Here is a 22,994-nt window from a genome sequence, read left to right as displayed (position 1 = left end):
CCGATCATCATAAGCGACGACGCGAGGCAGCCCGAATCGCGCGGGCAGCGCGACCGCTGAGGGCTATTCGGCGTCGCTCGGGGTCTCGCCGAGCTTCAGCCGGTCGATGAGCGTGGCGGCGTGGTTGGTGCTCAGGATGATGCGGGCGAACTCCCCGGCCGCGAGCTCGAGCACGACCGCCTGGCGCTTGCCCTTGACGATCACGAAGTCGAGCCCGCCGTGGTACTTCCAGGCGCCGACGGCCACGACGAGCGGCACGACGCTGCCGCGCGTGCGGATGCCGCGGATCCACACCCAGGGGTCGTCGGTGATGGTCGCGGAGCGGATGTCGTCGCGCTGCACCACGATGTCGGCCGACCGAAGCGAGAGCGACTTCTCGGCCGGCGTGAGGAGGACCTCGATGCGGTCGGAGTGCACTCGGAGTTGGGCCATGCTTCCATCCTGCCCGAGTCGGCACGGAGCATGGCGGCCGACGCTCCACAAGGCGGTAACGGTTTCGTGCCGGTTTCCTCCAGTAACCGTTGATCTCGGTTACTGCCTTACAGAGCTGCTGGGGAGGAGAGCGGATGCCGCGGCATCCGTCGCCGGCTCAGTCGACGGTCTTGGCGCGCATCTCGAGCGCGATCTGCGACGCGTCGAGGTTCGCCAACTCGTCGGCGAGCACGTCGGCGTCGAACGTGCCGTTGTCGCGCGCGTCGAGCAGGGCCGCCCGTTGCGCGGCGATGACGTCGAGCCGGTAGCGCCGCTCGGCACGAAACGCCTCCATGCGCGGTTCGCCCTCGGTGCGAACCGGTTCCGCGACACCCTCGGCGCTCTCGCGCAGGCTCATCATGAGGCGCGTGCGCTCCTCGAGCGCCTGCGCGTCGAGCTCGGCCTGGTCGACCTTCGGCGCGATGCGGCGCACCAGGGGGCCGATCGTTCCGCCCTGCAGGAGCAGCGACAGCACCGCGACGGCGAACGCGATGAACACCAGCACCGGGCGCTGGGGCGTGTCCTCCGGCAGCGTCTGCGCCGCAGCGACGGTCACGGCGCCGCGCATGCCGGCCCACACGACGACGACGCCCTCGCGCCATCCGAGGGGCTGCCGCCGGAAGTACTCGATGTCGCCGAGGGCGTGCGTGACCCGCCGTGCGAAACGGTCGAGATCCCGACTCGTCACCCGCCGGCCGCGGCCGGTGTTCGCCTGCTCGAGGAACTCCTGCACGCCTTCGGGCGTGGTCATCTTCTCCTGCATGCCCTCGAGCCGCTCCTGCATCTGCTCCTGGCGGCGCGCACGCCGGCCGAGCACGCCGAGCAGTGGGGCGACATACGCCGCCCGCACCAGGATCGTCAGCACCAGGGCGCCGATCGCGACGAGCACGGCCGCGCCGACGCCGGCGTGCTCACGCTGCACATCCGCGACGATCGCCTGGATCTGCAGGCCCATCGTGAGGAACACCGCGCCCTCGAGCACGAGTTCGACCGTGCGCCAGTTCTGCGAGTCCGAGAGTCGGTTCTGCGGCGAGAGGTCGCGCGGCGCGAGGATGCCCGTGACCAGGCCCGCAACCACGGCCGCGACGAGGCCCGAGGCGCCGAGCAGCTCGGCGGGCACCGAGGCGAGGAACGGCACCGTGAACGAGAGCACGGTGTTCACGGCCGGGTTCGTGACGCGCTTGCGCACGACGAGGTTGAGCCAGCCGACGAGCCAGCCGATCACGACCGCGACGACGACCGAGTAGGCGAAGGTTCCCACCGCGCCCCAGAACGAGAACGCGGCCGCCGCCCCGACGATCGCGGTGCGCAGCAGCACGAGCGCGGTCGCGTCGTTCAACAGGCTCTCGCCGTCGAGCATGGCGACGACCCGCTTGGAGACGGGGGTCTGCTTGATGATCGAGGTCGCCACCGCGTCGGTCGGGCTCACGATCGCGCCGAGGGCGACGCCCCACGCGAACCCGAGGTCGGGGATGACGAGCATGAAGAAGACGCCGAGCACGAGCGAACTCGCGATGACGAGGATCACCGAGAGCCCGCTGATCGCACCGAACTCACGCCGGAAGTTCATCGTCGGCATCGACACCGCCGACGAGTAGAGCAGCAGCGGCAGCACGCCCGAGAGGATCAGCTCGGGATTGATCTCGATCGAGTCGAACATCGGCAGGAAGCTCGCGACGATGCCGACCGCGACGAGCACGAGCGGCGACGCGATGCCGAGGCGCGGGCCGAGCACGGTCGCGGCGGCGATCACCACGAACGCGATCACGCCCAGGATGATCAGTTCGTCCACGCGTCAAGACTGGCAGGAACCGGGCGCCGAACGCGAGTGCCCCGGCGAGCCGGCGCCCGCTCGGGTCAGGCGGGGCGAGCGGATGCCGCGGCGCGCGCCGCTGCCGGGAGCGCGGCGACGATGCGGTCGATCGCCGCGTCGTCGTGGGCCGCCGTGACGAACCAGGCCTCGAACACGCTCGGCGGGAGCGAGACGCCTGCGTCGAGCATCGCGTGGAAGAACGGGGCGTAGCGGTAGGCCTCCTGGCGCTGCACGGTCGCGTAGTCGCGAACGGGCACCTCCTCGCCGAACACGAAGCTGAAGAGGTTTCCGGCGCGCTGCACACCGTGCGCGACGCCCTCGGCGGCGAGCGCCTCGGAGACCGCGACGCTGATCGTCGCGGCGGCGCCGTCGAGGTGGGCGTAGACCGCGGCATCCGCTGCCCGAAGCGTGGCGACGCCCGCGGCGACCGCGACCGGATTGCCCGAGAGCGTGCCGGCCTGGTAGACGGGGCCGAGCGGGGCGAGCTGCTCCATGATCTCGGCGCGGCCGCCGAGCGCGGCAACGGGCATGCCGCCGCCGATGACCTTGCCGAACGTGAGGAGGTCGGGCGTGTAGGCGTGCTCGGTGCCCTTCTCGAGGCCCCACCAGCCGGCCTCGGAGACGCGGAAGCCCGTGAGCACCTCGTCGCTGATGACGAGCGAGCCGTTCGCGTGCGCGAGCTCGACGAGCGCGGCGTTGAAGCCGGGGAGCGGCGGCACGACGCCCATGTTGGCGGCGGCGGCCTCGACGATGACGGCCGCGATGCGGTCGCCGTGCTCGGCGAAGGCCACGCGCACGGCGTCGAGGTCGTTGTAGGGCAGCACGAGCGTGAGTGCGGCGATGTCGGCGGGCACGCCCGCGGACCCGGGCAGCGCGAACGTCGCGAGGCCGGAGCCGGCCTCGGCGAGCAGGCCGTCGGAGTGCCCGTGGTAGTGGCCGGCGAACTTCACGAGCACGTCTCGGCCCGTGAATCCGCGGGCGAGGCGGATGGCGCTCATGGTCGCCTCGGTGCCGGTACTCACGAGTCGGAGCTTCTCGACCGGGGCGACGCGCGCCTCGACGAGCTCGGCGAGCTCGGTCTCGGCAGGCGTGGACGAGCCGAACGAGAGACCGCGAGCCGCGGCATCCGTCACCGCCTCGATCACGCGGGGGTCGGCGTGCCCGAGGATCGCCGGGCCCCAGCCGGCGACGAGGTCGACGTACTCGCGCCCCTCGACGTCGGTGACGTACGCGCCGCGGGCGCTCACGAGGAACCGGGGGGTGCCGCCCACCGAGCGGAACGCGCGCACCGGCGAGTTCACCCCGCCGGGGATGGCGACCTGGGCGCGGGCGAAGAGCTCGGCATTGGTGCGAGCGGCGTCGGCTCCGGAATGACGGGCGTTCATGCCAGGTCTCCCTTGCGGATCCACTCGGCCAGTTCGACGGCCCAGTAGGTGAGCACGACGTCGGCGCCCGCGCGACGGATGCCGCGCACCGATTCGATGACCGCGCGCTTGCGGTCGATCCAGCCGTGGGCGGCGGCGGCCTCGATCATCGAGTACTCCCCCGAGACCTGGTAGGCCCAGACCGGCACCTCGGATGCCGCGGCCACGTCGGCCAGCACGTCGAGGTAGCTGCCGGCGGGCTTGACCATGACGACGTCGGCGCCCTCCTCGATGTCGAGCAGCGCCTCGCGCAACCCCTCGCGCCGGTTGCCCGGGTCGAGCTGGTACGAACGGCGGTCGCCCTCGAGCGTGGACTCGACCGCGTCGCGGAACGGCCCGTAGTACGCCGACGCGTACTTCGCCGAGTAGGCGAGGATCGCGGTGTGCGTGTGGCCGCCCTCGTCGAGCGCCTCGCGCACCGCCGCGACCTGGCCGTCCATCATGCCGCTGAGGCCGAGCAGCTCAGACCCCGCCCGAGCCTGCTCGAGCGCCATCGCGATGTAGCGCTCGAGCGTCGCGTCGTTGTCGACGCGGCCGTGGTCGTCGAGCACGCCGCAGTGGCCGTGATCGGTGAACTCGTCGAGGCAGAGGTCGGTCTGCACCACGAGCGAGCCCGCGGCGGCCTCGACGGCGACGCGCGTCGCCACGTTCAGGATGCCGTCGGGGTCGGTCGCGCCGGATCCGCGGGCATCGCGCACCTCGGGCACGCCGAACAGCATCACGCCGCCGATGCCCGCGGCCGCGGCATCCGCCACCGCCTGCGGGAGGCTCTCGAGCGAGTGCTGCACGACGCCGGGCATCGAGGCGATCGGCACGGGCGAGCTCGCGCCCTCGCGTACGAACATCGGCAGCACGAGCTCGGCCGGGTCGAGGCGGGTCTCTGACACGAGGCGGCGCAGGGCCGGCGTCTCGCGGAGGCGCCGCGGGCGGATGCGGGGGGCAGGCGTGGAAGTCACCGCACAAGCCTACGTCGCCCTGATTGCGAGGGTTCCGAGAGCGCGTGATATGTTCCCCGCGCGAGTCGGGCGACGGATGCCGCGGCCGCAGGAGGACCCGACATGCACCGCTCCCCCACGGCCGCCCGACGCGCCCGCCGCCCACGCCTCGACCTGCGCGGCGCCGTCGCCGTCGTCACCGGCGCGGCGAGCGGCATGGGACTCGAGTCCGCCCGCCTCCTCGCCGCGCGCGGCGCCGCACTCGCGCTCGTCGACCGCAACGCCGAGGCGCTCGAGGCCCTCGCCGGCGAGCTGCGGGCGCAGGCGGGCGCAGGCGCAGGCGCGACCTCGGTCAGCACCCACGTGCTCGACCTCGCCGACCTCGACGCGATCGCCGCACTGCCCGCCGACGTGCTCGCCGTGCACGGCCACGTCGACGTGCTGCTGAACTGCGCGGGCGTCTCGATGCTCGGCCGCTTCGAGCAGCTGACGCTCGAGGAGTTCCGCTGGGTTCTCGACATCAACCTCTGGGGCACGGTCGCGATGGTGCAGGCGTTCCTGCCCGCGCTGCGCGAACGGCCAGCGGCGCACATCGCGAACGTCGCGAGCCTCTACGCGCTCGGCGCGCCCGCCGGCCGCGTTCCCTACGTGACCTCGAAGTTCGCGGTGCGCGGGTTCACCGACGCCCTGCGGCACGAGCTCGAGGCGACGGATGTCTCGGTGTCGGCCGTGTACCCCGGCGGCGTGCGCACCGGCATCATCCACCACGCCCGCGTCGCGGCATCCGTGCCGCCCGAGGTCGCCGCGCGGGCCGCGAGCGCCCAGTCGGCGCTGTACCGCACGACGCCCGAGCAGGCCGCGGAGCGCATCGTCGACGGCATCGAGCGCCGACGCCCGCGCGTGTTCATCGGCCGCGACGCCAGGCTGACCGACCTCGTCACGCGCCTCGCGCCCGTCGGCTACTGGTCGGTCATGCGCGGCATCGTCGCGAAGGCCGGCGACACGGCCGTCGCCGACACAACGGTCGCCGACACCGCCATCGGCACGGCGGCCGCGGCGCCGCGAACGGGCGCCGCGGCATCCTGAGCCGTCAGCCCTTGAGCCCGGTCTGGGCGAGGCCCTCGACGAACTGCTTCTGCGCGAAGACGAACACGATGAGCACGGGCAGGGCCGTGAGGGTCGCCGCCGCGAGCTGCGTGTTCCACATCTCCCCGCCGTAGGCGTCGGTGTAGCGGGTCAGCGCCTGCGGCAGCGTGAACAGCTCGGGCGTCTGCAGGTAGACGGTCGGCTCGAGGTACAGGTTCCAGACGTGCAGGAACGTGAAGATCGCGACCGCGGCGAGCGCGGAGCGGCTGAGCGGCAGCGCGATCGACCAGTAGATGCGCCAGCGCCCGAGGCCGTCGATGCGCGCCGCCTCCTCGAGCTCGACGGGCAGCGTGATGAAGTACTGCCGCATGATGAACGTCGCGAGCACGCTCGGTGCACCGAAGGTGGTCACGAGGATCAGCGGCCAGTGCGTGTCGATCAGGCCCCAGGCGTTGAACATCTGGAACAGCGGCACGATCGTCACCTCGGCCGGGATCAGCAGGCCCGTCAGCACGACGACGAACAGCAGGCCCTGCCCGCGGAACCGGATGCGCGCGAACGCGTACCCCGCCATCGACGAGAACAGCATCGTGCCCGCCGTCACGAGCACGGCGATGTACATCGAGTTGAAGTACTGCAGCGCGAACGGCTGCACGGTGAACGCGCCGATGTACCCGTCGAGCGTCGGGTTCGACGGCCAGAGCTCGGGCGGGAACGCGAAGATCCGGTTGATCGGCTTGAACGATGAGGTGATCATCCACCAGGTCGGGAACACGAACGGCACGGCCATCAGGCTGAGCACGCCGTAGAACACGACCTTGCGCCACGGGCTCCGGCGTTGGGGCGAGCGACCCGCCGTGCCGGTGCTCGGGCGGGCCGGCGCACGCCCGACCAGCGGCCTGCCGATGCCGGGGCCCCGGCCCGCGACATCCGCACCATCGCGAACGGGCGGCACCGCGGCATCCGATGCCATGGGTTCTGACTGCATCACGGCCTCAGTTCTCATAGAAGACCCATCTCTTGCGGAGCTGCCACTGCAGCACGGTGAGCACGAGCACGATGGCGAACAGGACGATCGAGAGCGTCGAGCCGTAGCCGAAGTGGTGGAAGTCGAACGCCTGCTGGAACAGGTAGTAGACGAGCACGGTCGTCGAGATGCCGGGGCCGCCCTGGGTGAGCACGGCGATCTGCGCGAACACCTGCAGCGACCCGACGATCGTGATGATCGAGGTGAGCAGGATCGTGGGCGAGATGAGCGGCACGGTGATGCGCCAGAAGAGCTGGCGATCGGATGCCCCGTCCATGCGCGCGGCCTCCTGCACCTCCTGCGGCACGCCCTGCAGGGCGGCGAGGAAGAGCACCATGTTGAGGCCGACGTTCTTGAACACCTGCACGACGATGACCGAGGCCATCGCGGTCGGGCCCTCGCGGAGCCAGTTCGGGCCGTCGACGCCGACGAGCTGCAGCAGGCCGTTGATGCCGCCGTTGTCCTGCATCAGGAAGCCCCAGACGATCGTCCAGGCGACGAGCGAGACGACGACGGGCGAGAAGAAGATCGTGCGGAACACCGTCATGCCGGCGACCTTGCGGTTCAGCAGCACGGCGAGGAGCAGCGCGAGCCCGAGGTTCAGCACCACGAGCCCGATCGAGAACACGGCCGTCGCCTGCAGCACCGGGGCGATCTTCGGGTCGGCGAACAGCTTCTCGAAGTTCTCGGTGCCGACGAACCGGAACGTGCCGGCGAGCACGTTCCACTCGTTGAGCGAGTACCAGAAGATGAGCCCCAGGGGCACGAGCACGAAGAACACGATGCCGAGGAACTGCGGCGCGATGAACAGGTAGCCCGTGAGCTGGTCGCGGGTCGCGTAGCTCGGGGTGAACCGACGGCGTGCGCGGGCACCCTTCGAGGTGCCGTTCGAGGTGCCGTTCGAGGTGCCGTTCGAGCGGGAGGGCGGGGCGGTGGTCGGGGCGCCCCCCGGCCGGGCGGGTGCCCGGCCGGGGGTCGTCACGGTGGCGTCGGCCATCTGCGGTCGTGCCTTCCTCAGCCCGCCAGCAGCGGGTCGATGCTCGTGCAGACGTCCGCGAGCGTGCCCGGGATGTCGGCGTCGGGAACCCAGAGGGCGTCGAGCGCGCTGCGCACCTCCTGGCCGATCTCGGCCGAGTCGGTGTGGCTGGGCCGGGTGACGCCCGTGTCGATACCCGGGATCACGACGTCCTCGATCTGCTCGGGGGTGAGCGTCGGGTTCGTCGCGGCGAGCGTCTCGACGTTCAGCTGCGAGACGCGGGGCGGCGGGAAGTACTGCGCGAGCTGCTTCGAGTTCTCGGGGTTCGTGAAGAACGCGAGGAAGTCGGCCGCGACCTGCGCGTTCGGTCCGTCGGCCAGCACGCCGATGCCGGCCTGGCCGACCATCGAGTACTCGCCTGCGGGGCCCTCGGGCAGCGGCAGCAGGTTCCACGCGAAGTCGCCCGTGAGCAGCGAGGCGCGCGAGATCTGCGTCACCGTGAACGCCGACTCGCCCGCGAAGAAGTCCGCGGTGGTGCCGGGGCCGGGCATCGACTGCTTCGTGAACGCCGCGTCGTGCAGGAACTCGAAGGCCTCCGTCATCTCGGGCGAGTCGAACGTGCACTGGGTGCCGTCCTCGCTCCAGGGCGCTGCGCCCCAGCCCATCCACACCGAGGCGAGGTTGTCCCACGTCGTGTAGTCGAAGTCGCGGATCACGAAGCCGGCCTTGCCGGTCGCCGTGTGCACCGCGGCGCCGGCCTCCGAGACGCCGTCCCAGTTCCAGTCGCCGTTCGCCTGCATCTCCGCGGCGGTCGGCAGTCCGGCCGCCTTCAGCAGGTCGTCATTCGCGAACATCACGAACGGCGACGTCGAGAACGGGTACGCGACGAGCGCGTCGGAGTCGTCATGCCAGAGCGCGGTCGCACTCTCGGAGAGGTCGTCGAACTCGTAGCCCTCGGTTCCCTCGAGCGTCTCGTCGAGCGGCAGGAGCGCCCCCGAGTCGACGAAGTCGGGCGCGGCGTTCTCGAGGATCCACGCGAGGTCGGGCGCGCTGCCGCCCGCGATCTGCGTGGTGACCGTGGTCGTGTAGTCCTCGAACGGCAGCGGATCGAACGTGACGCTCGCGACCTCGGGGTGGTCGGCCATGTACGCGTCGGCGATCGAGTCGAAGAGCGCCAGGTGGTCCTCGTTCGAGGTCCACACCGTCATGCGCAGGTCGACGTTCTCGGGGGTCGCCTCGGGTGATGCGCCGCCCGAACACGCCGCGAGTGCGAGCGTGGCCGCCGCGGCCAGGCCGACCCCGGTCAGCACCTTTGCTGATCTCATCATTTCTCCTAGTATCCGGAGACGCCGGCTGGCCAATGCAGCTCGGCGCCCCTCTTCGTGAGCAGGGCTTGGAACTCCGCGAGGAGTTCCGGACTGGTGCGGATCGCTCGCGGGCGGGACGCGCGATCGAGGCAGAAGGCCGCGAGGCGGCCCGCTGCTTCGCCGATGTTCCACTCCACCGGGTGCAGCCGGAAGGCGCCGTTGGTGATGTGGGTGGTACCGACGTTCTTGCCCGCGGGCAGGAGGTTCTCCAGCCTGCGGGGGATCAGGGCTCCGAGGGGGATCTCGAAGGGGCGGGAGGGCAGGTCGAGGTAGTTGTCGCCGCCGGTGCTGGGGTGCAGGTCGATGCGGTACATGCCGACGCCGACGCTGTCGTCGAAGGTCGCGGGGCCGGCGTCGCCGCTCACCGCGATCGAGAGGTCGAGCTCGGTGACCGTGGTCTCGGCGAGGATGCGCCGCGACTCGCGGATGTAGGGCGCCATCGCGAGCCCGTCGGGCCCCTGCGTGAGGTCCGAGCGCAGGCGGAGGCCCGCGAACCCCGTGCCGCCGTCGGGCCTCGGCGCCTCGGTCTGCAGCCAGTAGAGCATCGAGAGCGACTGCTGGCGCGCGGATGCCTCGCGCTGCGCGCGCACGGCCCCGGGCACGTCGACGATCGGACCGCCGATGTGGTCGATCATGGGCCAGTTCACGAGCACGACGTCGCTCGGGTACGCGCCGGGCTCGAAGTTGTGGCGGGCGATGATGCGCCGGAACGTCCAGAGCTCGCGGTCGCCCGCGTCTTCGCGCTGGTCGGCGACGCGTTCGCCGGCGGCCTCGGCGTCGAGGCCGGCGTTCGGCGTGAACGTGCGGGTCGTGATCTCGAGGCTGCGGGGGTCGGGGCCGGTGAGCGAGATCATCGGCGCGCCCCAGTAGGCGGGCTGCGCGGTGCGCCAGGCGTCGTACTCGACCGGGCGGTCGATCGTGTGGTCGCCGTCGACGTGGTCGACGACGAAGCACCAGCTGAACGCCTGCTGGTTGTCGGGCTGCGCCTCGTCGGGCGCGCTCGGCTCCCCCGTGTCGTGCCGCGACTCGAATCCCGTGACGTACTCGGCGCCCGTGAGCGGCAGCAGGTCGCCGAGCTCGGTGGCGTCGATGACGTACTCCGCGACGACGGTCGTCTCGCGTCCGTCGTCGAGGCTGCGGAAGGTCACGGACTCGACGCGATCGCGATCGACGGATGCCACGACGGGCACCGCGGGCTGCAGGATCGTGAGTCGGCCCGTCGCCCGATATGGGGCGAGCATCTCCTCGATGGCGGCGACGCCCACGAGCGGCTCGGCGCAGACGCGGCCGACCAGCCCGGCGCCGGGATTGAGGTGCGGGTCGTTCCGCGCGGCATCCGTCAGCGGGTAGTTGCGGCGGTAGTAGTCGCGGATGCGGTCGCGCAGTTCGCGGTACCTGGCGGTCACGCCGAAGGTCTCGACCCAGGTGTGCTCGTCCATCGGCACGGCCTGGCTCGTGAGCTGGCCGCCGAGCCAGCGGTACTCCTCGGTGAGCACGACCGACCGGCCGGCCTCGAGCACCCCGAGCGCGGCGGCGACCCCGCCCAGGCCGCCGCCGGCGATGAGGACCTCGGCGCGCAGTTCGGCCGAGGTGGTTCTGGTGGTCATGCGGATGCCTCCGGTGCCGCGGGCGCGACGGATGCCGCGGGGGTTCCGGATGCCGCGGGCGCGACGAGCGTCGTCCCCTCGAGCGTCGGGCAGGGCAGCGTCTGGCGGAGTTCGGCCTCGCCGACCTCGTCGTCGGGATCGAGCATGCGGGCGAGCAGGCTCGTCGCGGCGGCCGCGAGCTCGGTGCGCGGCGGGCTGAGACGGGTGAACTCGACGCGGCCGCCGGCCCGGCCGGGCTCGGAGAGCACGATCATGCCGAGGTCGCGGGGCACGTCGACGCCGTCGCGCTCGGCGAACCCGTGCAGGCGCTCGGCCCACTCGGCGGTCTCGACCACGACGACCGTGGCTCCCGATGAACGGATCGCCGCCCAGTCGCGCTCGAGGTCGTCGCCGAGCGACGGGATCGCGACGAGGTCGGCGACCGCGGCGTCGCCGCCCCGTCGGGCGAGCTCGTCGAGCACTCCGGCGCGGCGGTCGAGCACCGATTCGCCGCGGCTGTCGACGTGCAGGAAGGCGAAGCGCCGGTGCCCGAGCTCCCAGGCTTCCCCGACGAGGCGGGCCGTGCCGCTCGTGTAGTCGATGGCGACGTAGGGAACGCCCTCGACGTCGCGGCGACCGACGGCGACGAACGGGAAGCCGTCGGCGACGAGCCGCTCGAGCTCGGCGTGGTCCATCTCGACGCCGAGCAGGAGACATCCGTCGGCGAGGCGCAGCCGGTTGTGCTCGTGCAGGAGGCGACGCGTGCCGTTCACGACGGGTGCGCTGGTGAAGAGCAGGAGGTCGCAGCCGAGGTTCTCGGCGGCCTGCTCGATGCCGCTGAGCAGCGGCGCGTAGAAGTCCTGGCTCTCGGTCGGGAACGCCGGCTCGTACGTGAAGACCCCGAGGATCTTGTTGCCCACGCCGGCGAGGCGACGGGCTGCGGGGTCGGCCACGTAGCCGGTCTCGCGCAGCACCTTGAGCACCCGCTCGCGGGTCTCCTCGGGGATGCGCGCGTCGCCGTCGGCCTTGTCGTTGAGCACGAGCGAGACGGTGGCCTGGCTCACGCCGGCGAGCTCGGCGATGCGGCGCTGCGTGATGCGTCGCGGCGGTGTCTGGGAAGTCGTCATCGAGATCCTTCGGGTCTTGTCCTGCGGTGCTAATCCGCATTAGCGTGGACACTACCCGATGCTAATGCGCATTAGCAAGTCGGTTTGCAGATTCATCGCGGTGGACGCCCACACCGCGGTCGAGGTCTCGGCCGGGCTCGGGTTCCGCGTATCGAAGGAGCTATGCATGTCATCCCGTCGGCGCCTCCGCGCCTCGCTCGCCACCGTCGCCCTCGCGGCGCTGGCCATCACCCTGACGCCGTTCACCGCGGCGCCCGCCGCGACCGCGGCCGAGCCGTTCCCGCAGTTCGTGTACGAGGGGGTGATCACCGACAAGGAGCAGATGATCTACAACCCCACCGACGAGTTCATCTTCCCGAGCATCTTCCATGCCGGGGCGTACCTCGACGACCCGCTCGGCGAGTGGTACCTCTACCTGGCCCCGCACGATGCCCCCGCCGGCATCATGCTGATGTACGCCGACTCCCTCGACGGCCCGTGGACCGAGTACGAGGCGAACCCGATCATCGCGAGCGACTGGGCGCCGTACTACGACGTCTCCCACGTCTCCTCGCCCGACGCCATCTGGAACGACGAGGCCGGCGAGCTTTTCCTGTACTTCCACGGCGAGAACTCTGTCTCGCGGTACGCGACCTCGAGCGACGGGATCCACTTCGACTACGGCGACGTCGTCGTGTCGAACGCGATGGGCGGGGCGGGGGTCACCGAGACGAGCTACGCCCGTGTCTTCGAGCACCCCGACCCCGGTTCGGGCTACCGGTACGGCATGTTCTACATGGCGAACTTCACCGACAACCACCGGCGTATCAAGCTCGCCGAGTCGGTCGACGGCATCACCTGGGTCGTGCGCCCCGGCACCGTCGTCGAGCCAGGCACCGGCGACGGCGGCAACGTGTCGGGCGGCAACCTCTGGGAGTGGGGCGGGCAGCTGTACGTGATCTACCACAACTCCACGGGCAACACGATGGCCCGCACGATCGACCCGACGCTCACGCAGGTCGGCCCGGCGCAGATCCTGCACCGATCGAGCGGCGTCGGCAACGACGTCGGACGCGTCGCAGCGCCCGAGATCGTCACCGAGGGCGATGACACCTACCTGTTCTACGAGTCCGGCGACCGGCTCGGTGCGACGATCGCGTACGCGAAGGCCGACCCCGACGCGGAGCCTCCCGTGCAGCCCGAGCCCGTCTCGTGGCCGAGCGATCCCGCCGACCCGGTGTTCGAACACTGCGCGGCCGAGGGCTCCGACGAGTTCGACGGCACGGCGCTGTCCGATAACTGGGATCGCGTCGTGCGCGAGGGTTCCGCGCGCCACGCGGTCGCCGACGGCGCACTGACGATCCCGGCGTACAGCGGCGGCGTCGCCGCGGCATCCCTCGCCCAGCAGGAGATCCCCGCCGGCCCGTGGCAGCTCACCACGAAGGTGCATATCGACGTCTCGCAGCGCTTCCAGCAGGCGGGCCTGCTGCTCTACGCGTCGGACACCGTGTACGGCAAGTTCGACCTCGGCCAGGCCACGACCGGCAAGACGCTCGAGGTGGTGCGCTACCTCAACGGCAACAACCGGCAGGACAGTGCCGCACCGGCGGTCCGCGAGGCGGACACCGTGTGGCTGCGGCTCACGAGCGACGGGCTCTCGATCCAGCCGAGCGTGTCGTACGACGGCGCCGCGTTCAGCGACTACGGTCGCTCGTTCTCGATGACCGAGACGGCGTTCACGCACGTCGGGCCGTACGCCTTCCGCGGCACGTCGGGCGCCGAGGAGATCGATGCGACGTTCGAGTGGTTCCGCTGGTCGCCGCGGCCGGAGGCCTACGCGGCGTGCGTGGCCGCCGGGGCCCCCGCGCCGGGCGTGCTCAGCTCGACGAGCGGGTGGGCGACCGGCCTGCGCAACGGCGACTTCGAGGTGCGCCTGAACCTCTGGTGGGGCACGAACGCCGACATCCTGCGCCTCTACGAGGACGACGCGCTCATCGCCACCGTGCCCCTCGAGTCGGCGAGTCCCTCCGCGCAGTCGGCGGCGGTGCCCGTCACGGGTCGCGTCGACGGCACGTACTCGTATCGCGCCGAGCTCGAGAACGCCTACGGCGTGACCGAGGTCGCGCCGATCACGATCGAGGTGACGGATGCCGCGCCCGCGCGTCCGGTGCTGCGCAACGTGGATTGGGACGCCGACGGCGACCTGACCCTCGAGGCGAACCTCTGGTGGGGCACGAACGCGTCGTCGTGGGAGCTCCTGCAGGACGGGACCTCCGTCGCCATCGGGACCCTCACCCCCTCGACGCCGGCAGCCCAGCGTGTCGAGATCCCGATCGAGGGCCTCGAGCCCGGCACGCACACGTTCGAGATCGTGTTCTCGAACCCAGGCGGATCGACGACGTCGAAGCCGGTGACGGTGACCGTGAAGGGCTGACGCTGCTGGAACCGGCCCGGGAGGCGTGCCGCCGCGTGGCGCTCGCCTTCCGGCCCACCACACTTGACGCTCGTGCAGGAAATTCGGCCCCATCCCCCGCTGTCAGCGGGGATGGGGCCTGATTTCCTGCGCCAGAAGGAACCGCGTCAGACCTGACGGGTCAGGCGTGCGCCGTCGCGGCGTCGACGACCGCCTCGATGAGCGACTCGGCGCTGCGCTCATGGGCGACGACGTCGACGCGGAGTCCGAGCTCGGCCGCGTCGCGCCGGGTCTGCGGGCCGATGGCCGCGACGAGGATCGACTCGGGGATCGGGCCCAGCTGCTGCTGCACCTGCTCGGCCACACTTCCGGAGGTCACGAGCACCGCGTTGACCCGACCGTTGCGAACGTCGTCGATGACCTTCTGCGCGACCGGCACGCCGATGGTGCGGTAGGCGACGACCGCCTCGACGCTGTGGCCGGCCTCGGCGAGGCCGATCGAGAGCACCTGCTTGGCGATCGCGGAGCGCAGCGCGAGCACCCGGAGGCCCTGGGCGCCCTCGGTCGCGGCCTCCCACTCCTCGAGCAGGCCCTTGGCCGAGTTGTCTTCGGACGGGACGATGTCGGCGTGGTATCCGGCGGCCACGAGAGCGGCCGCGGTCGTCTCACCGACGGCGGCGACCCTCGTGGTCTCCGGGATGACGGCGTGGTACGACGAGAGCACGTCGACCGTGGTGGCGCTCGTGATGGTGAGCCAGTCGAAGCCGCCGGCGGCGAGCTTCGCGAGCGCCGCCTCGAGTGCGGGCTGGTCGTCGGTCGGCGCGAAGTTGATGAGCGGGGCGATGATCGGCGCGGCTCCGCGGGCGCGGAGGGCGCCGGCGACGCCGTCGCCCCACGGCCCGCCGCGCGGCACGAGCACGCGCCAGCCGGCGAGCGGCTTGCCGGAGCGGGAGGGCAGCCCGATGACCCCGGTGACGGGTTCGAATTCGGTCACGATTCCTCCGGAGCAGCAGCAGCCAATTCAGCGGCACCGTTGCCGAGGAGTTCTGCGACGGCGCGATCGGCGACATCGCGAGCCGCCTCCGCCAGATCGGCAGCCGAGCGGCTCTCAGGGGTCGCGGCATGCGAACTGGTGATGCGCCGGGCCCCGTCGGCACTGTACACGCTCGCGCTGAGGAACAGAAGTTCGTCCTCGAGGAACGCGGTGACGCCGACCGGGGCCGCGCATCCGGCCTCGAGTCCGGCCAGCACGAGGCGTTCGGCGAGCGCCATGGCGCGGGTGGATCGGTGGTCGACGGCCTCGAGCGCCTGCTCGAGGGCACGGTCGCCGCGTTCGCGACGCACCTCGATCGCGAGGGCTCCCTGCGCGGCGGCGGTGGGCCACGAATCGAGCGAGAGCAGCTCGGTCGCGGCATCCGATCGCCCGAGGCGGGCGAGTCCGGCGGCGGCGAGCAGCACGGCGTCGAGTTCGCCGGACTCGACCTTGCCGAGGCGCGTGTCGACGTTGCCGCGGATGTCGAGCACCTCGAGGTCGGGGCGCACGGCGAGCAGCTGGGCGATGCGGCGCGGCGAACCAGTGCCGACGCGGGCGCCTTGGGGCAGCTCCTCGAGCGAGAGGCCGTCGCGGGCGCAGAGCGCGTCGCGGGCATCCGCGCGCTTCGGCACCGCGCCGAGGCGGAGACCCTCGTGGTCGGCCGTCGGGAGGTCCTTCATGGAGTGCACCACGACGTCGCAGCGGCCGGCGAGCAGCGCGTCGCGGAGTGCAGTGACGAAGACGCCGGTGCCGCCGAGCGAGGCGAGCGAGGCGCGGGAGACGTCGCCCTCGGTCGTGACGGGCACGAGCTCGATCTCGGCCTTGGCCGCAGCGCCGAGTCGCTCGGCGATCTGCTGCGTCTGCGCCATCGCGAGCGCGCTCGCCCTCGTGCCGACGCGGATCACGCCGCCGGACCCGGCGCGACCGCTGCCGCCCGCACCGCCGCTCACGGCGCGATCCCTGCAAGCGCCGGGCGGAACCCGAGGCGCACGTTCTCGCAGCAACCGGGGCGGCACACGTCGTACCAGGGGCCGAGCTCGGTGACGGCGGGGCGCTCGGCGACCGGGGTGCCGTTGACGCGCTCGAGCACGAGGTCGACCAGGCCGGCGACGTACGCGGGGTGCGTGCCGGGCGTCGGCACGCGAACGGCCTCGAGCCCGTGCTCGCCGGCGGTCTCGAGCGCCTCGTTGTCGAGGTCCCAGAGCACCTCCATGTGGTCGCTGACGAAGCCGAGCGGCACGATCACGATCGCCTTGCGGCCGGCGGCCGGCAGTTCGGCGATCGCATCGTTGATGTCGGGCTCGAGCCACGGCATCGAGGGCGGGCCAGAACGGGACTGGTAGACGAGCTGCCACGGCACGTCGCCCGCGCCGGCGTCGCGCATGACGACCTCGGCCACGGCGCGGTGCTGTGCGGCGTACGCGCCGCCCTCGCCGAACCCTCGCTCGGCGGGGCCGGACTTCGCGGCATCCGTCGACGGGATGGAGTGCGTCGCGAAGAGCACCTCGATGTCGGTGACCGGGTTCAGGCCCGGGTTCGCCGCCACGAGCCCCGCGATGCCATCGCGCACGCCGTCGATGAACGGCGTCACGAAGCCGGGGTGGTCGAAGAACTGGCGCACCTTGTCGATCTGGATCACGTCGCCGAGGTCCGTGTCGTCGAGCGCGTCGGCGAAGTCCTCGCGGTACTGCCGGCAGCTCGAGTACGAGCTGTACGCGCTCGTCGCGATCGCGATGAGCTTCGTGTGGCCTGCGGCCTTCGCCTCGTCGAGCGCGTCGTTGAGGTACGGGTCCCAGTTGCGGTTGCCCCACAGCACGGGCAGGTCGATGCCGCGGCTCGCGAGCTCGACCTCGAGCGCGGCCTTCAGCACGCGGTTCTGCTCGTTGATGGGGCTGATGCCGTCGAAGTGGCGGTAGTGGTGCGCCACCTCCTCGAGTCGTTCGTCGGGGATGCCGCGCCCGCTCGTGACGTTGCGGAGGAACGGGATCACGTCGTCCTGGCCCTCTGGCCCGCCGAAGCCGGCGAGCAGGATCGCGTCGTACGCGACCGGCTCGGTCACGTGCTCGGCGCCGCCCTGGGCGGCGGGGGTCGCGCCGGGCACGATCGCGCCGGCAGCGCACGGAGCGGATGCCGCGGGGGCCGGCTTGCGGCCACGAGGCGTCGTGCCCGCGGCATCCGCACCGGTCGAACCGAGGTTGACGGCCGCCATTACTGCAGCACCTCCACGAGCTCGGCGGTCGAGATGCGACGGCCCGTGTAGAAGGGCAGCTCGTCGCGCACATGGCGGCGGGCGTCGGTCGCGCGCAGGTCGCGCATCATGTCGACGAGGTCGGTGAGCTCGTCGGCCTCCATGGGCAGCAGCCACTCGTAGTCGCCGAGGGCGAACGCCGAGACGGTGTTCGCCACCACGCCGCGGAACGAGGCGCCCTTGCGCCCGTGCTCGGCGAGCATGCGCCCGCGCTCGGCCGGGTCGAGCAGGTACCACTCGTAGCTGCGCACGAACGGGTAGATCGTGAGCCAGTCCTTCGGCTCGATGCCGCGGAGGAACCCGGGCACGTGCGCCTTGTTGAACTCGGCGTCGCGGTGCACGCCCATGGCGTTCCACGTCGGCAGCAGCGCACGGAGCAGGCGGGAGCGGCGCAGCTCGCGCAGCGCCCACTGCAGGCCCTCGGCGGTGTCGCCGTGCAGCCACAGCATCACGTCGGCGTCGGCGCGGAGTCCGGAGACGTCGTAGATGCCGCGAACGGTCACGCCCTCCTCCTCGACGACGGCGATCATGCCGTCGAGTTCCGTGACGAAACGTGGAACATCGTGGCCGTCGAGGTCGTCTGGGCGTGCGGGATCGCGGCGGAGCACTGCGAACACCGTGTAACCCACAGGAGACTGCTCGGCGTCGGATTCGGTCTGGAGCGCGTCGGCTGCCGCTTCGGCAGCGGGGGATGACATGTTCCTAGTCTCCCCCTTTCGACGTCATCGGCCAAAAAATGCCGAGGATCCGCCTACGGGTTGACCGGCTGCGGGCCCACCAGTAGCGCGGTCGAGTGCTCGAGGTGCTCGCGGATCGCGTCGGGCCCCCGCGCCTGCACCTCGTCGACGAGTGCCCGGTGCTCGGCCACCAGCGACTCGAGCGTGTAGTGCGGGCGCACGTGCAGCAGTAAGAGCAGCATCTCGCTGCCGAGCGCGGCGTGCGCCTCGATGATGCGAGGGCTTTCGGATGCCGCGACGAGCGCCGTGTGCAGCTCGAGGTGCACGCGCTCGGCGTCGAGCCAGTCGGCGGATGCCGCGAGCCGCCCGAGCGCGTCGAGCGCGGGTCGCAGCACCTCGTCGGGCCAGGCCGTGCCGTATCGCTCGCGCGCGATGCGGATGGCCTCGGCCTCGAGCGCCGAACGCAACTGCTGCAGGGCGAGGATCTCGTCACGGCCGAACGCCGCGACCCGCACCCCGCGATACGGCAGCGCGACGGCGAGGCGCTCGCTCGCAAGCCGCTGGAACGCCGCGCGCACGGTGTGCCGCGAGACGGCGTGGCGGGCCGCGGCCGCCTCCTCGCGGAGCGGTTCGCCCGCCGCGAGACGGCCGCTCAGGATCTCGTCGCGCACCGCGTCGGCCACGCGGTCGACGGCGGTCGCGTTGCGCGCGGCTTCGGCCGCGGCATCCGCTCGGCTCATGGGCCGCTCAGTCGTTTCAGTCGTCGGAGATCGACGCGCGCACGATGAGCCAGACGCCCACGCCGATCACCGTGATCGCACCGGCGGCGACCGCGACGAGCGTGCCCGGCGCCTCGTCGGCCATGCGGTCGATCTTCGCCCTGAGCGCTCGACCCTTGCGCTTGGCCTGCTTCGGCAGGTTGAGCTTGTCTTCGAGCGCGTTCAGCGTCTGGGCGAAGTCGGCGCGCGCCCGCTCGGACGCGACGCGCGCCTGCACGCGGGTGAGGTTGCGCTCGCGCTCCTTCTCGGTGCGCTTCGAGGGCGTGGGTACGTCAACGGCGGTCATAGTCACCCGTTCCCTTCAGCGCGTCGAGATCGGCCTTGAGGCTCTCGACGGACTCGAGCGGTGCGCTGCCGCGCTTGAAGTTGACATACGCGATCCAGAGGAGCACCGCGATGATGAGCAGCAGGATGCCGCCGACGGTGAGCGCGGCCGCCCACGGGGGCATCACCAGGGCGAACGCGAAGATCGCGGCCGTGATGAGGGTGAACAGCAGGAAGATGCCGACCACGCCGGCCCCGGCGACGAGCCCGGCGCCGATGCCGAAGTGCTTGAGCTTGTAGGAGATCTCGGCCTTGACCTGGTCGATCTCGGCGCGGATCAGCGTGGAGACCGTGTCTGGCAGCTCGCCGATCAGTTGGAACAGCGACCGATCGTCGTTCGTGGGTACGGGCATGATCGATCCCGCCTCAGGACTTCGTCGTGCGCGGCTTCGCGGCGGGCTTGCGCGCCGGCTTCGCGGCGGGCGTCGCCGAGGCCTCGGCCGCATCGGCCGCCTCGTCGATGACGTCGTCGATCTTGGACGCCGCCTCGTCGACCGCGTCGCGCGCGGCCGAGGCCGCCTTCGAGACGCCGTCCTTCGCCGAGCGGGCGGTCGAGCGCACGTCTTGCTTGGAGGCGCCGGAGGCCTTGGTCGCGTTGCCGACGAACGACTTGACGTTGTCGAGCACGGCATCGCTCACGCTGCCGACGCGGGCCATGGCGAACTCCTTCGCGGAGTCGACGCCCTTCTGCACGGTCGGCGTGTTCCACACGCTCTCGGCGGCGCTCTTGATCTGCTCGTAGCGCTCGCGGCCGGCGCGCGTGCCGAGCACGTACCCGACACCGACCCCGACGACGAAGAGGATCTTGCCCTTCATGTGCACCCCATTCCCCACAGCGCGTTGTGCGACGTCATTCCAGCGTAGACCCCGCGACGTCTCGCGCAAGGGGGTTGCGGCTGAAAGTATGCCGCCTCGGCTATGCGTTCGCGGCGGTGCCCGTCGACGGTCCGACGGCGAGGTGGCGGATGCGCGCGGCGGCCGCGATCGCATGCGGAACGACCGAGGCGAGTCCGGTGCCGGCGACCCACGAGCCGGTCACCTCGATGCCGGGCTCGGCGGCGAGCGCCTCCTCGAGGGCGCGCACCCGGTCGCGCTGTCCGATGGTCGCCTGCGACAGGGCGTCGCGCCAGGCGGCACGCCCGAGGGCGCGGATCGCCGCGTCGTCGAGGGCGACCCCGAGCAGCGCCGATGCGTCGGCGAGCACGAGCGCGCGCAGGTCGGCGTCGGAGAGCCCGTCGAGCGGGTTCGGCTCGCCCGCACGCCCGTACGAGAGCCGCACGACGTGACGGCCTTCGGCGCGGGCCGCCAGCCACGACCACTTCGCCGTCGAGTGCGTCAGCGCCTTCGCGGTGACCCCCGTGGCGTCGGCGGCGACCAGCACGCCGGTGCCCCGCGGCGCATCGTCGAGGGCGGGCGCGTCGAGCACGAGCGTCACGATCTCGACGGATGCCGCTGCCCTCCACTCGGAGACCTCCGACCAGCCCTCGAGCGCCTCGACGAGCAGGTGGCGCGAAGCCGCCGCGGGCGAGGCGAGCAGTGCGAACCGCGCGTCGACGACGAACGTCGACCCGCCCGACGCCGTCGCGGCGTCGTGGGTCGGCTCGGCGGCGAGCTCGGTCTCCGGCTCGGTCTCGCGGGCCGCGGCCGCGACCGTCGCGCTCACGCGCCAACCGTCGTCGGTGCGCGCGAGGTCGGTGACGTCGGCACCCGTGACGAGGTCGACGTCGAAGCGCGCGAGTTGCGCGAGCAGCGCGTCGACGAGCGTGTGCATGCCGCCGGCGAGGCCCTGCACGGCGGTGCCGGCCTTGCGCTCCTCGAGCAGCTGGCCGACCCCGCCCGAGAGCGAACCCGTGCGGGTCATCGCCTCGTTCAGGCCCGGCGCGACGACGTCGAGGTCGAGGTCGTCGGGGTTCGTGGAGTACACGCCGGCCGAGATCGGCGTCACGAGTCGGTTCAGCACCGCCTCGCCCATGCGGTCGCGCACGAGCTCGCCGAGGCTGTGCGCGCGGCCGATGCGGAGGATCGGCTTGAGCCGATCGAGGTAGGCACGGCTCGAGCCGTTCCAGCCGATGATGCGGCGCACGTCGTCGCCGAGCGGGTTCGCGGGGATGCCCAGCATGCCCGTCTTCGGCAGCGGCGCCGCGTCGAGCTTCGCGCCGACGCCGCGCTGGCCGCCGGCCGGCCACACGAGCCACGCCCCTGCGGGGTTCGGCGATTCGACGGCGTCGGCGAGCCCGAGCTCGGCGATGAGCTCGGCGACCGCTCCCCCGCGCGTCGCGAACGACTCGGCGCCCGAGTCGAGCACGAGGCCGTCGAGCTCGATGCGACCGACGCATCCGCCGAGCACGTCCCGGCGCTCGAGGAGCGTGACCTTCAGGCCGATCTTGGCGCACTCGAGGGCCGAGACGAGCCCGGCGACGCCGCCGCCCACCACGACGACGTCGGTGGTGCGGCGCTCCTCGGCCGCTCGGGGCCCGTCGGTCATGCGCCGGCCTCGTGCACGAGCTCGACGACGCGCGTGAGCACCGTCGGGTCGGTCTCGGGCGGCACGCCGTGGCCGAGGTTGAAGACGTGGGCCGGAGCCGCGGTGCCGCGCCGCAGCACGTCGCGCACCGCGGCCTCGAGCACGGGCCACGGGGCGGCGAGCAGGGCGGGATCGAGGTTGCCCTGCAGGGGCACGCCTTCGCCGATGCGGGCGACCGCGACATCCAGCGGCACCCGGTAGTCGACGCCCACGGTGTCGACGCCGATGCCGTGCATCGCGCCGAGCAGTTCGCCGGTGCCGACGCCGAAGTGCACGACGGGCACGTCGCGGGTCGAGCGCCCACCCGTGGCATCCGTCACCTCGTACGAGAGGTCGTGCACGTGGGCGAGCGCCTTCGCCGAGGCGGGCGCCACGTGGGTCTCGTAGTCGGCGAGCGAGAGCGCGCCGGCCCACGAGTCGAAGAGCTGGGCGGCGGATGCCCCGGCGAGCACCTGGGTGCGCAGGAACCGCCCGGTGAGCTCGGCGGTCCACTCCATGAGCGCACGCCACGCGCCGGGGTCCGCATGCATGAGCGTGCGGGCGGCGAGGTGGTCCTTCGACGGACCGCCCTCGGCGAGGTAGGCGGCGAGCGTGAACGGCGCGCCCGCGAAGCCGATGAGCGGGGTGGCCGTGCCCGACCCGTTGTCGGTCGTGTTCAGTTCGGCGATCGTGCGCTGCACGGCCTCGGTGATGGGGGCGGATGCCGCGTCGAGCCCTGCAGGGTCGATCGCCGTCAGCTCGGCGACGCCCGCGGCATCCGCGTAGCCCCTGCCGAAGACCGGGCCGCGACCGGGCTGGATCTCGACGTCGACGCCGACGAGCTTCAGCGGCACGACGATGTCGCTGAAGAAGATGCCGGCGTCGACCTTGTGGCGGCGCACGGGCTGCAGGGTGATCTCGCTCGCCATGGCCGGGTCGAGGCAGGCGTCGAGCATGCGGGTGCCGACGCGGAGGTCGCGGTACTCGGGCAGCGACCGTCCGGCCTGGCGCATGAACCACACGGGCGTCGTGTCGGCCCGCTCTCCTCTATAGGCGCGCACGAGACGCGAGTCGCCCGTGAGGCCGGCGGAGAGGGGATGCTGCGCGGAGAGGATCACGCGTGACATTGTCGCGTATCGGGCTGGGAGCACCCGCCCGGCCCCCGTTCTGGGGGGCGGAAAGCGCAATCTGCCTGGCCTCGCGATTGTTAGCTTTGCATGGACCTG

The 22,994-nt window shown here is 71.8% G+C and carries 21 protein-coding genes; 2 read left to right on the top strand and 19 right to left on the bottom strand.

The features are described 5' to 3' along the window. Positions 1-63: 63 nt before the first annotated feature. The 4 genes from ASE68_RS01520 to hemB all read right to left on the bottom strand — a co-directional run bounded on the left by ASE68_RS01520 (position 64) and on the right by hemB (position 4,664). Complete coding sequence (locus tag ASE68_RS01520) at positions 64-432, bottom strand: hypothetical protein (RefSeq protein ID WP_055854416.1); 369 nt, start codon at positions 430-432, stop codon at positions 64-66. A gap of 157 nt (positions 433-589) precedes the next feature. Next, positions 590-2,263, bottom strand: coding sequence for a sodium:proton antiporter (locus tag ASE68_RS01515; protein ID WP_055854413.1), 1,674 nt, complete (start codon positions 2,261-2,263; stop codon positions 590-592). A 65-nt stretch (positions 2,264-2,328) separates the two neighbouring features. Continuing rightward, complete coding sequence (gene hemL, locus ASE68_RS01510; protein WP_055854410.1) at positions 2,329-3,669, bottom strand: glutamate-1-semialdehyde 2,1-aminomutase; 1,341 nt, start codon at positions 3,667-3,669, stop codon at positions 2,329-2,331. Continuing rightward, on the bottom strand, positions 3,666-4,664 hold the full coding sequence (gene hemB / locus ASE68_RS01505) for a porphobilinogen synthase (protein WP_055854407.1): 999 nt from the start codon (positions 4,662-4,664) through the stop codon (positions 3,666-3,668). The genes hemL and hemB overlap by 4 nt, the downstream gene beginning before the upstream one ends. 102 nt (positions 4,665-4,766) lie before the next feature. Between hemB and ASE68_RS01500 the strand changes: the two genes are divergently transcribed. Further along, entirely contained in the window at positions 4,767-5,729 is a 963-nt protein-coding gene (locus tag ASE68_RS01500) for an SDR family oxidoreductase (RefSeq protein ID WP_055854404.1), read from the top strand. A 4-nt stretch (positions 5,730-5,733) separates the two neighbouring features. On the opposite strand, the gene ASE68_RS01495 is transcribed toward ASE68_RS01500, so the two are convergent. The 5 genes from ASE68_RS01495 to ASE68_RS01475 are packed head-to-tail and all read right to left on the bottom strand — an operon-like array spanning position 5,734 to position 11,812. Beyond that, the gene (locus ASE68_RS01495; RefSeq protein WP_082462298.1) at positions 5,734-6,717 is read right to left on the bottom strand and encodes a carbohydrate ABC transporter permease; all 984 of its coding nucleotides are present in this window, start codon (positions 6,715-6,717) and stop codon (positions 5,734-5,736) included. A gap of 7 nt (positions 6,718-6,724) precedes the next feature. Next, the gene (locus tag ASE68_RS01490; protein ID WP_082461802.1) at positions 6,725-7,753 is read right to left on the bottom strand and encodes a carbohydrate ABC transporter permease; all 1,029 of its coding nucleotides are present in this window, start codon (positions 7,751-7,753) and stop codon (positions 6,725-6,727) included. Between the two features lie 17 nt (positions 7,754-7,770). After that, a complete protein-coding gene (locus ASE68_RS01485) occupies positions 7,771-9,057 on the bottom strand; it encodes an ABC transporter substrate-binding protein (protein ID WP_055860470.1) in 1,287 nt (428 codons plus the stop codon). An 8-nt stretch (positions 9,058-9,065) separates the two neighbouring features. Continuing rightward, on the bottom strand, positions 9,066-10,706 hold the full coding sequence (locus ASE68_RS01480) for an FAD-dependent oxidoreductase (RefSeq protein ID WP_200921636.1): 1,641 nt from the start codon (positions 10,704-10,706) through the stop codon (positions 9,066-9,068). Further along, positions 10,703-11,812 carry a LacI family DNA-binding transcriptional regulator gene (locus tag ASE68_RS01475; RefSeq protein WP_055854401.1) on the bottom strand — a complete coding sequence of 370 codons (1,110 nt, stop codon included), beginning with the start codon at positions 11,810-11,812 and terminating at the stop codon, positions 10,703-10,705. Before ASE68_RS01475 ends, ASE68_RS01480 begins: the two co-directional genes overlap by 4 nt. 166 nt (positions 11,813-11,978) lie before the next feature. Between ASE68_RS01475 and ASE68_RS01470 the strand changes: the two genes are divergently transcribed. Then, positions 11,979-14,225, top strand: coding sequence for a DUF1349 domain-containing protein (locus tag ASE68_RS01470; protein ID WP_055854399.1), 2,247 nt, complete (start codon positions 11,979-11,981; stop codon positions 14,223-14,225). 160 nt (positions 14,226-14,385) lie between these two features. On the opposite strand, the gene ASE68_RS01465 is transcribed toward ASE68_RS01470, so the two are convergent. From ASE68_RS01465 to hemE, 10 genes are all read right to left on the bottom strand, one after another. Continuing rightward, positions 14,386-15,198, bottom strand: coding sequence for a uroporphyrinogen-III synthase (locus ASE68_RS01465; protein ID WP_235480736.1), 813 nt, complete (start codon positions 15,196-15,198; stop codon positions 14,386-14,388). After that, on the bottom strand, positions 15,195-16,187 hold the full coding sequence (hemC, locus tag ASE68_RS01460; protein ID WP_055854397.1) for a hydroxymethylbilane synthase: 993 nt from the start codon (positions 16,185-16,187) through the stop codon (positions 15,195-15,197). The genes ASE68_RS01465 and hemC overlap by 4 nt, the downstream gene beginning before the upstream one ends. Beyond that, entirely contained in the window at positions 16,184-17,446 is a 1,263-nt protein-coding gene (locus ASE68_RS01455; RefSeq protein WP_055854396.1) for a ferrochelatase, read from the bottom strand. The genes hemC and ASE68_RS01455 overlap by 4 nt, the downstream gene beginning before the upstream one ends. Continuing rightward, positions 17,446-18,183: a hydrogen peroxide-dependent heme synthase gene (gene hemQ, locus ASE68_RS01450; protein ID WP_055854393.1), complete on the bottom strand. Its 738-nt coding sequence runs from the start codon at positions 18,181-18,183 to the stop codon at positions 17,446-17,448. Before hemQ ends, ASE68_RS01455 begins: the two co-directional genes overlap by 1 nt. Before the next feature lie 53 nt (positions 18,184-18,236). Further along, positions 18,237-18,902 (bottom strand): GntR family transcriptional regulator, encoded by a 666-nt coding sequence (locus ASE68_RS01445; protein ID WP_055854389.1) that lies wholly within the window; start codon positions 18,900-18,902, stop codon positions 18,237-18,239. A gap of 16 nt (positions 18,903-18,918) precedes the next feature. Next, positions 18,919-19,227 carry a hypothetical protein gene (locus tag ASE68_RS01440; RefSeq protein ID WP_055854387.1) on the bottom strand — a complete coding sequence of 103 codons (309 nt, stop codon included), beginning with the start codon at positions 19,225-19,227 and terminating at the stop codon, positions 18,919-18,921. Further along, a complete protein-coding gene (locus tag ASE68_RS01435) occupies positions 19,214-19,618 on the bottom strand; it encodes a phage holin family protein (protein WP_055854384.1) in 405 nt (134 codons plus the stop codon). Before ASE68_RS01435 ends, ASE68_RS01440 begins: the two co-directional genes overlap by 14 nt. Before the next feature lie 13 nt (positions 19,619-19,631). Next, positions 19,632-20,081 carry a hypothetical protein gene (locus ASE68_RS20470; RefSeq protein WP_200921635.1) on the bottom strand — a complete coding sequence of 150 codons (450 nt, stop codon included), beginning with the start codon at positions 20,079-20,081 and terminating at the stop codon, positions 19,632-19,634. A gap of 100 nt (positions 20,082-20,181) precedes the next feature. Next, positions 20,182-21,750 (bottom strand): protoporphyrinogen oxidase, encoded by a 1,569-nt coding sequence (hemG, locus tag ASE68_RS01425; protein WP_055854379.1) that lies wholly within the window; start codon positions 21,748-21,750, stop codon positions 20,182-20,184. Continuing rightward, the gene (gene hemE / locus ASE68_RS01420) at positions 21,747-22,895 is read right to left on the bottom strand and encodes a uroporphyrinogen decarboxylase (RefSeq protein WP_055854376.1); all 1,149 of its coding nucleotides are present in this window, start codon (positions 22,893-22,895) and stop codon (positions 21,747-21,749) included. Before hemE ends, hemG begins: the two co-directional genes overlap by 4 nt. Positions 22,896-22,994: the final 99 nt, after the last annotated feature.

The organism is Agromyces sp. Leaf222, from assembly GCF_001421565.1.
Lineage (GTDB): Bacteria > Actinomycetota > Actinomycetes > Actinomycetales > Microbacteriaceae > Agromyces.
The sequence above is the reverse complement of the archived record's forward strand: the minus strand, read 5'-3'. Positions and strand labels throughout refer to the sequence as shown.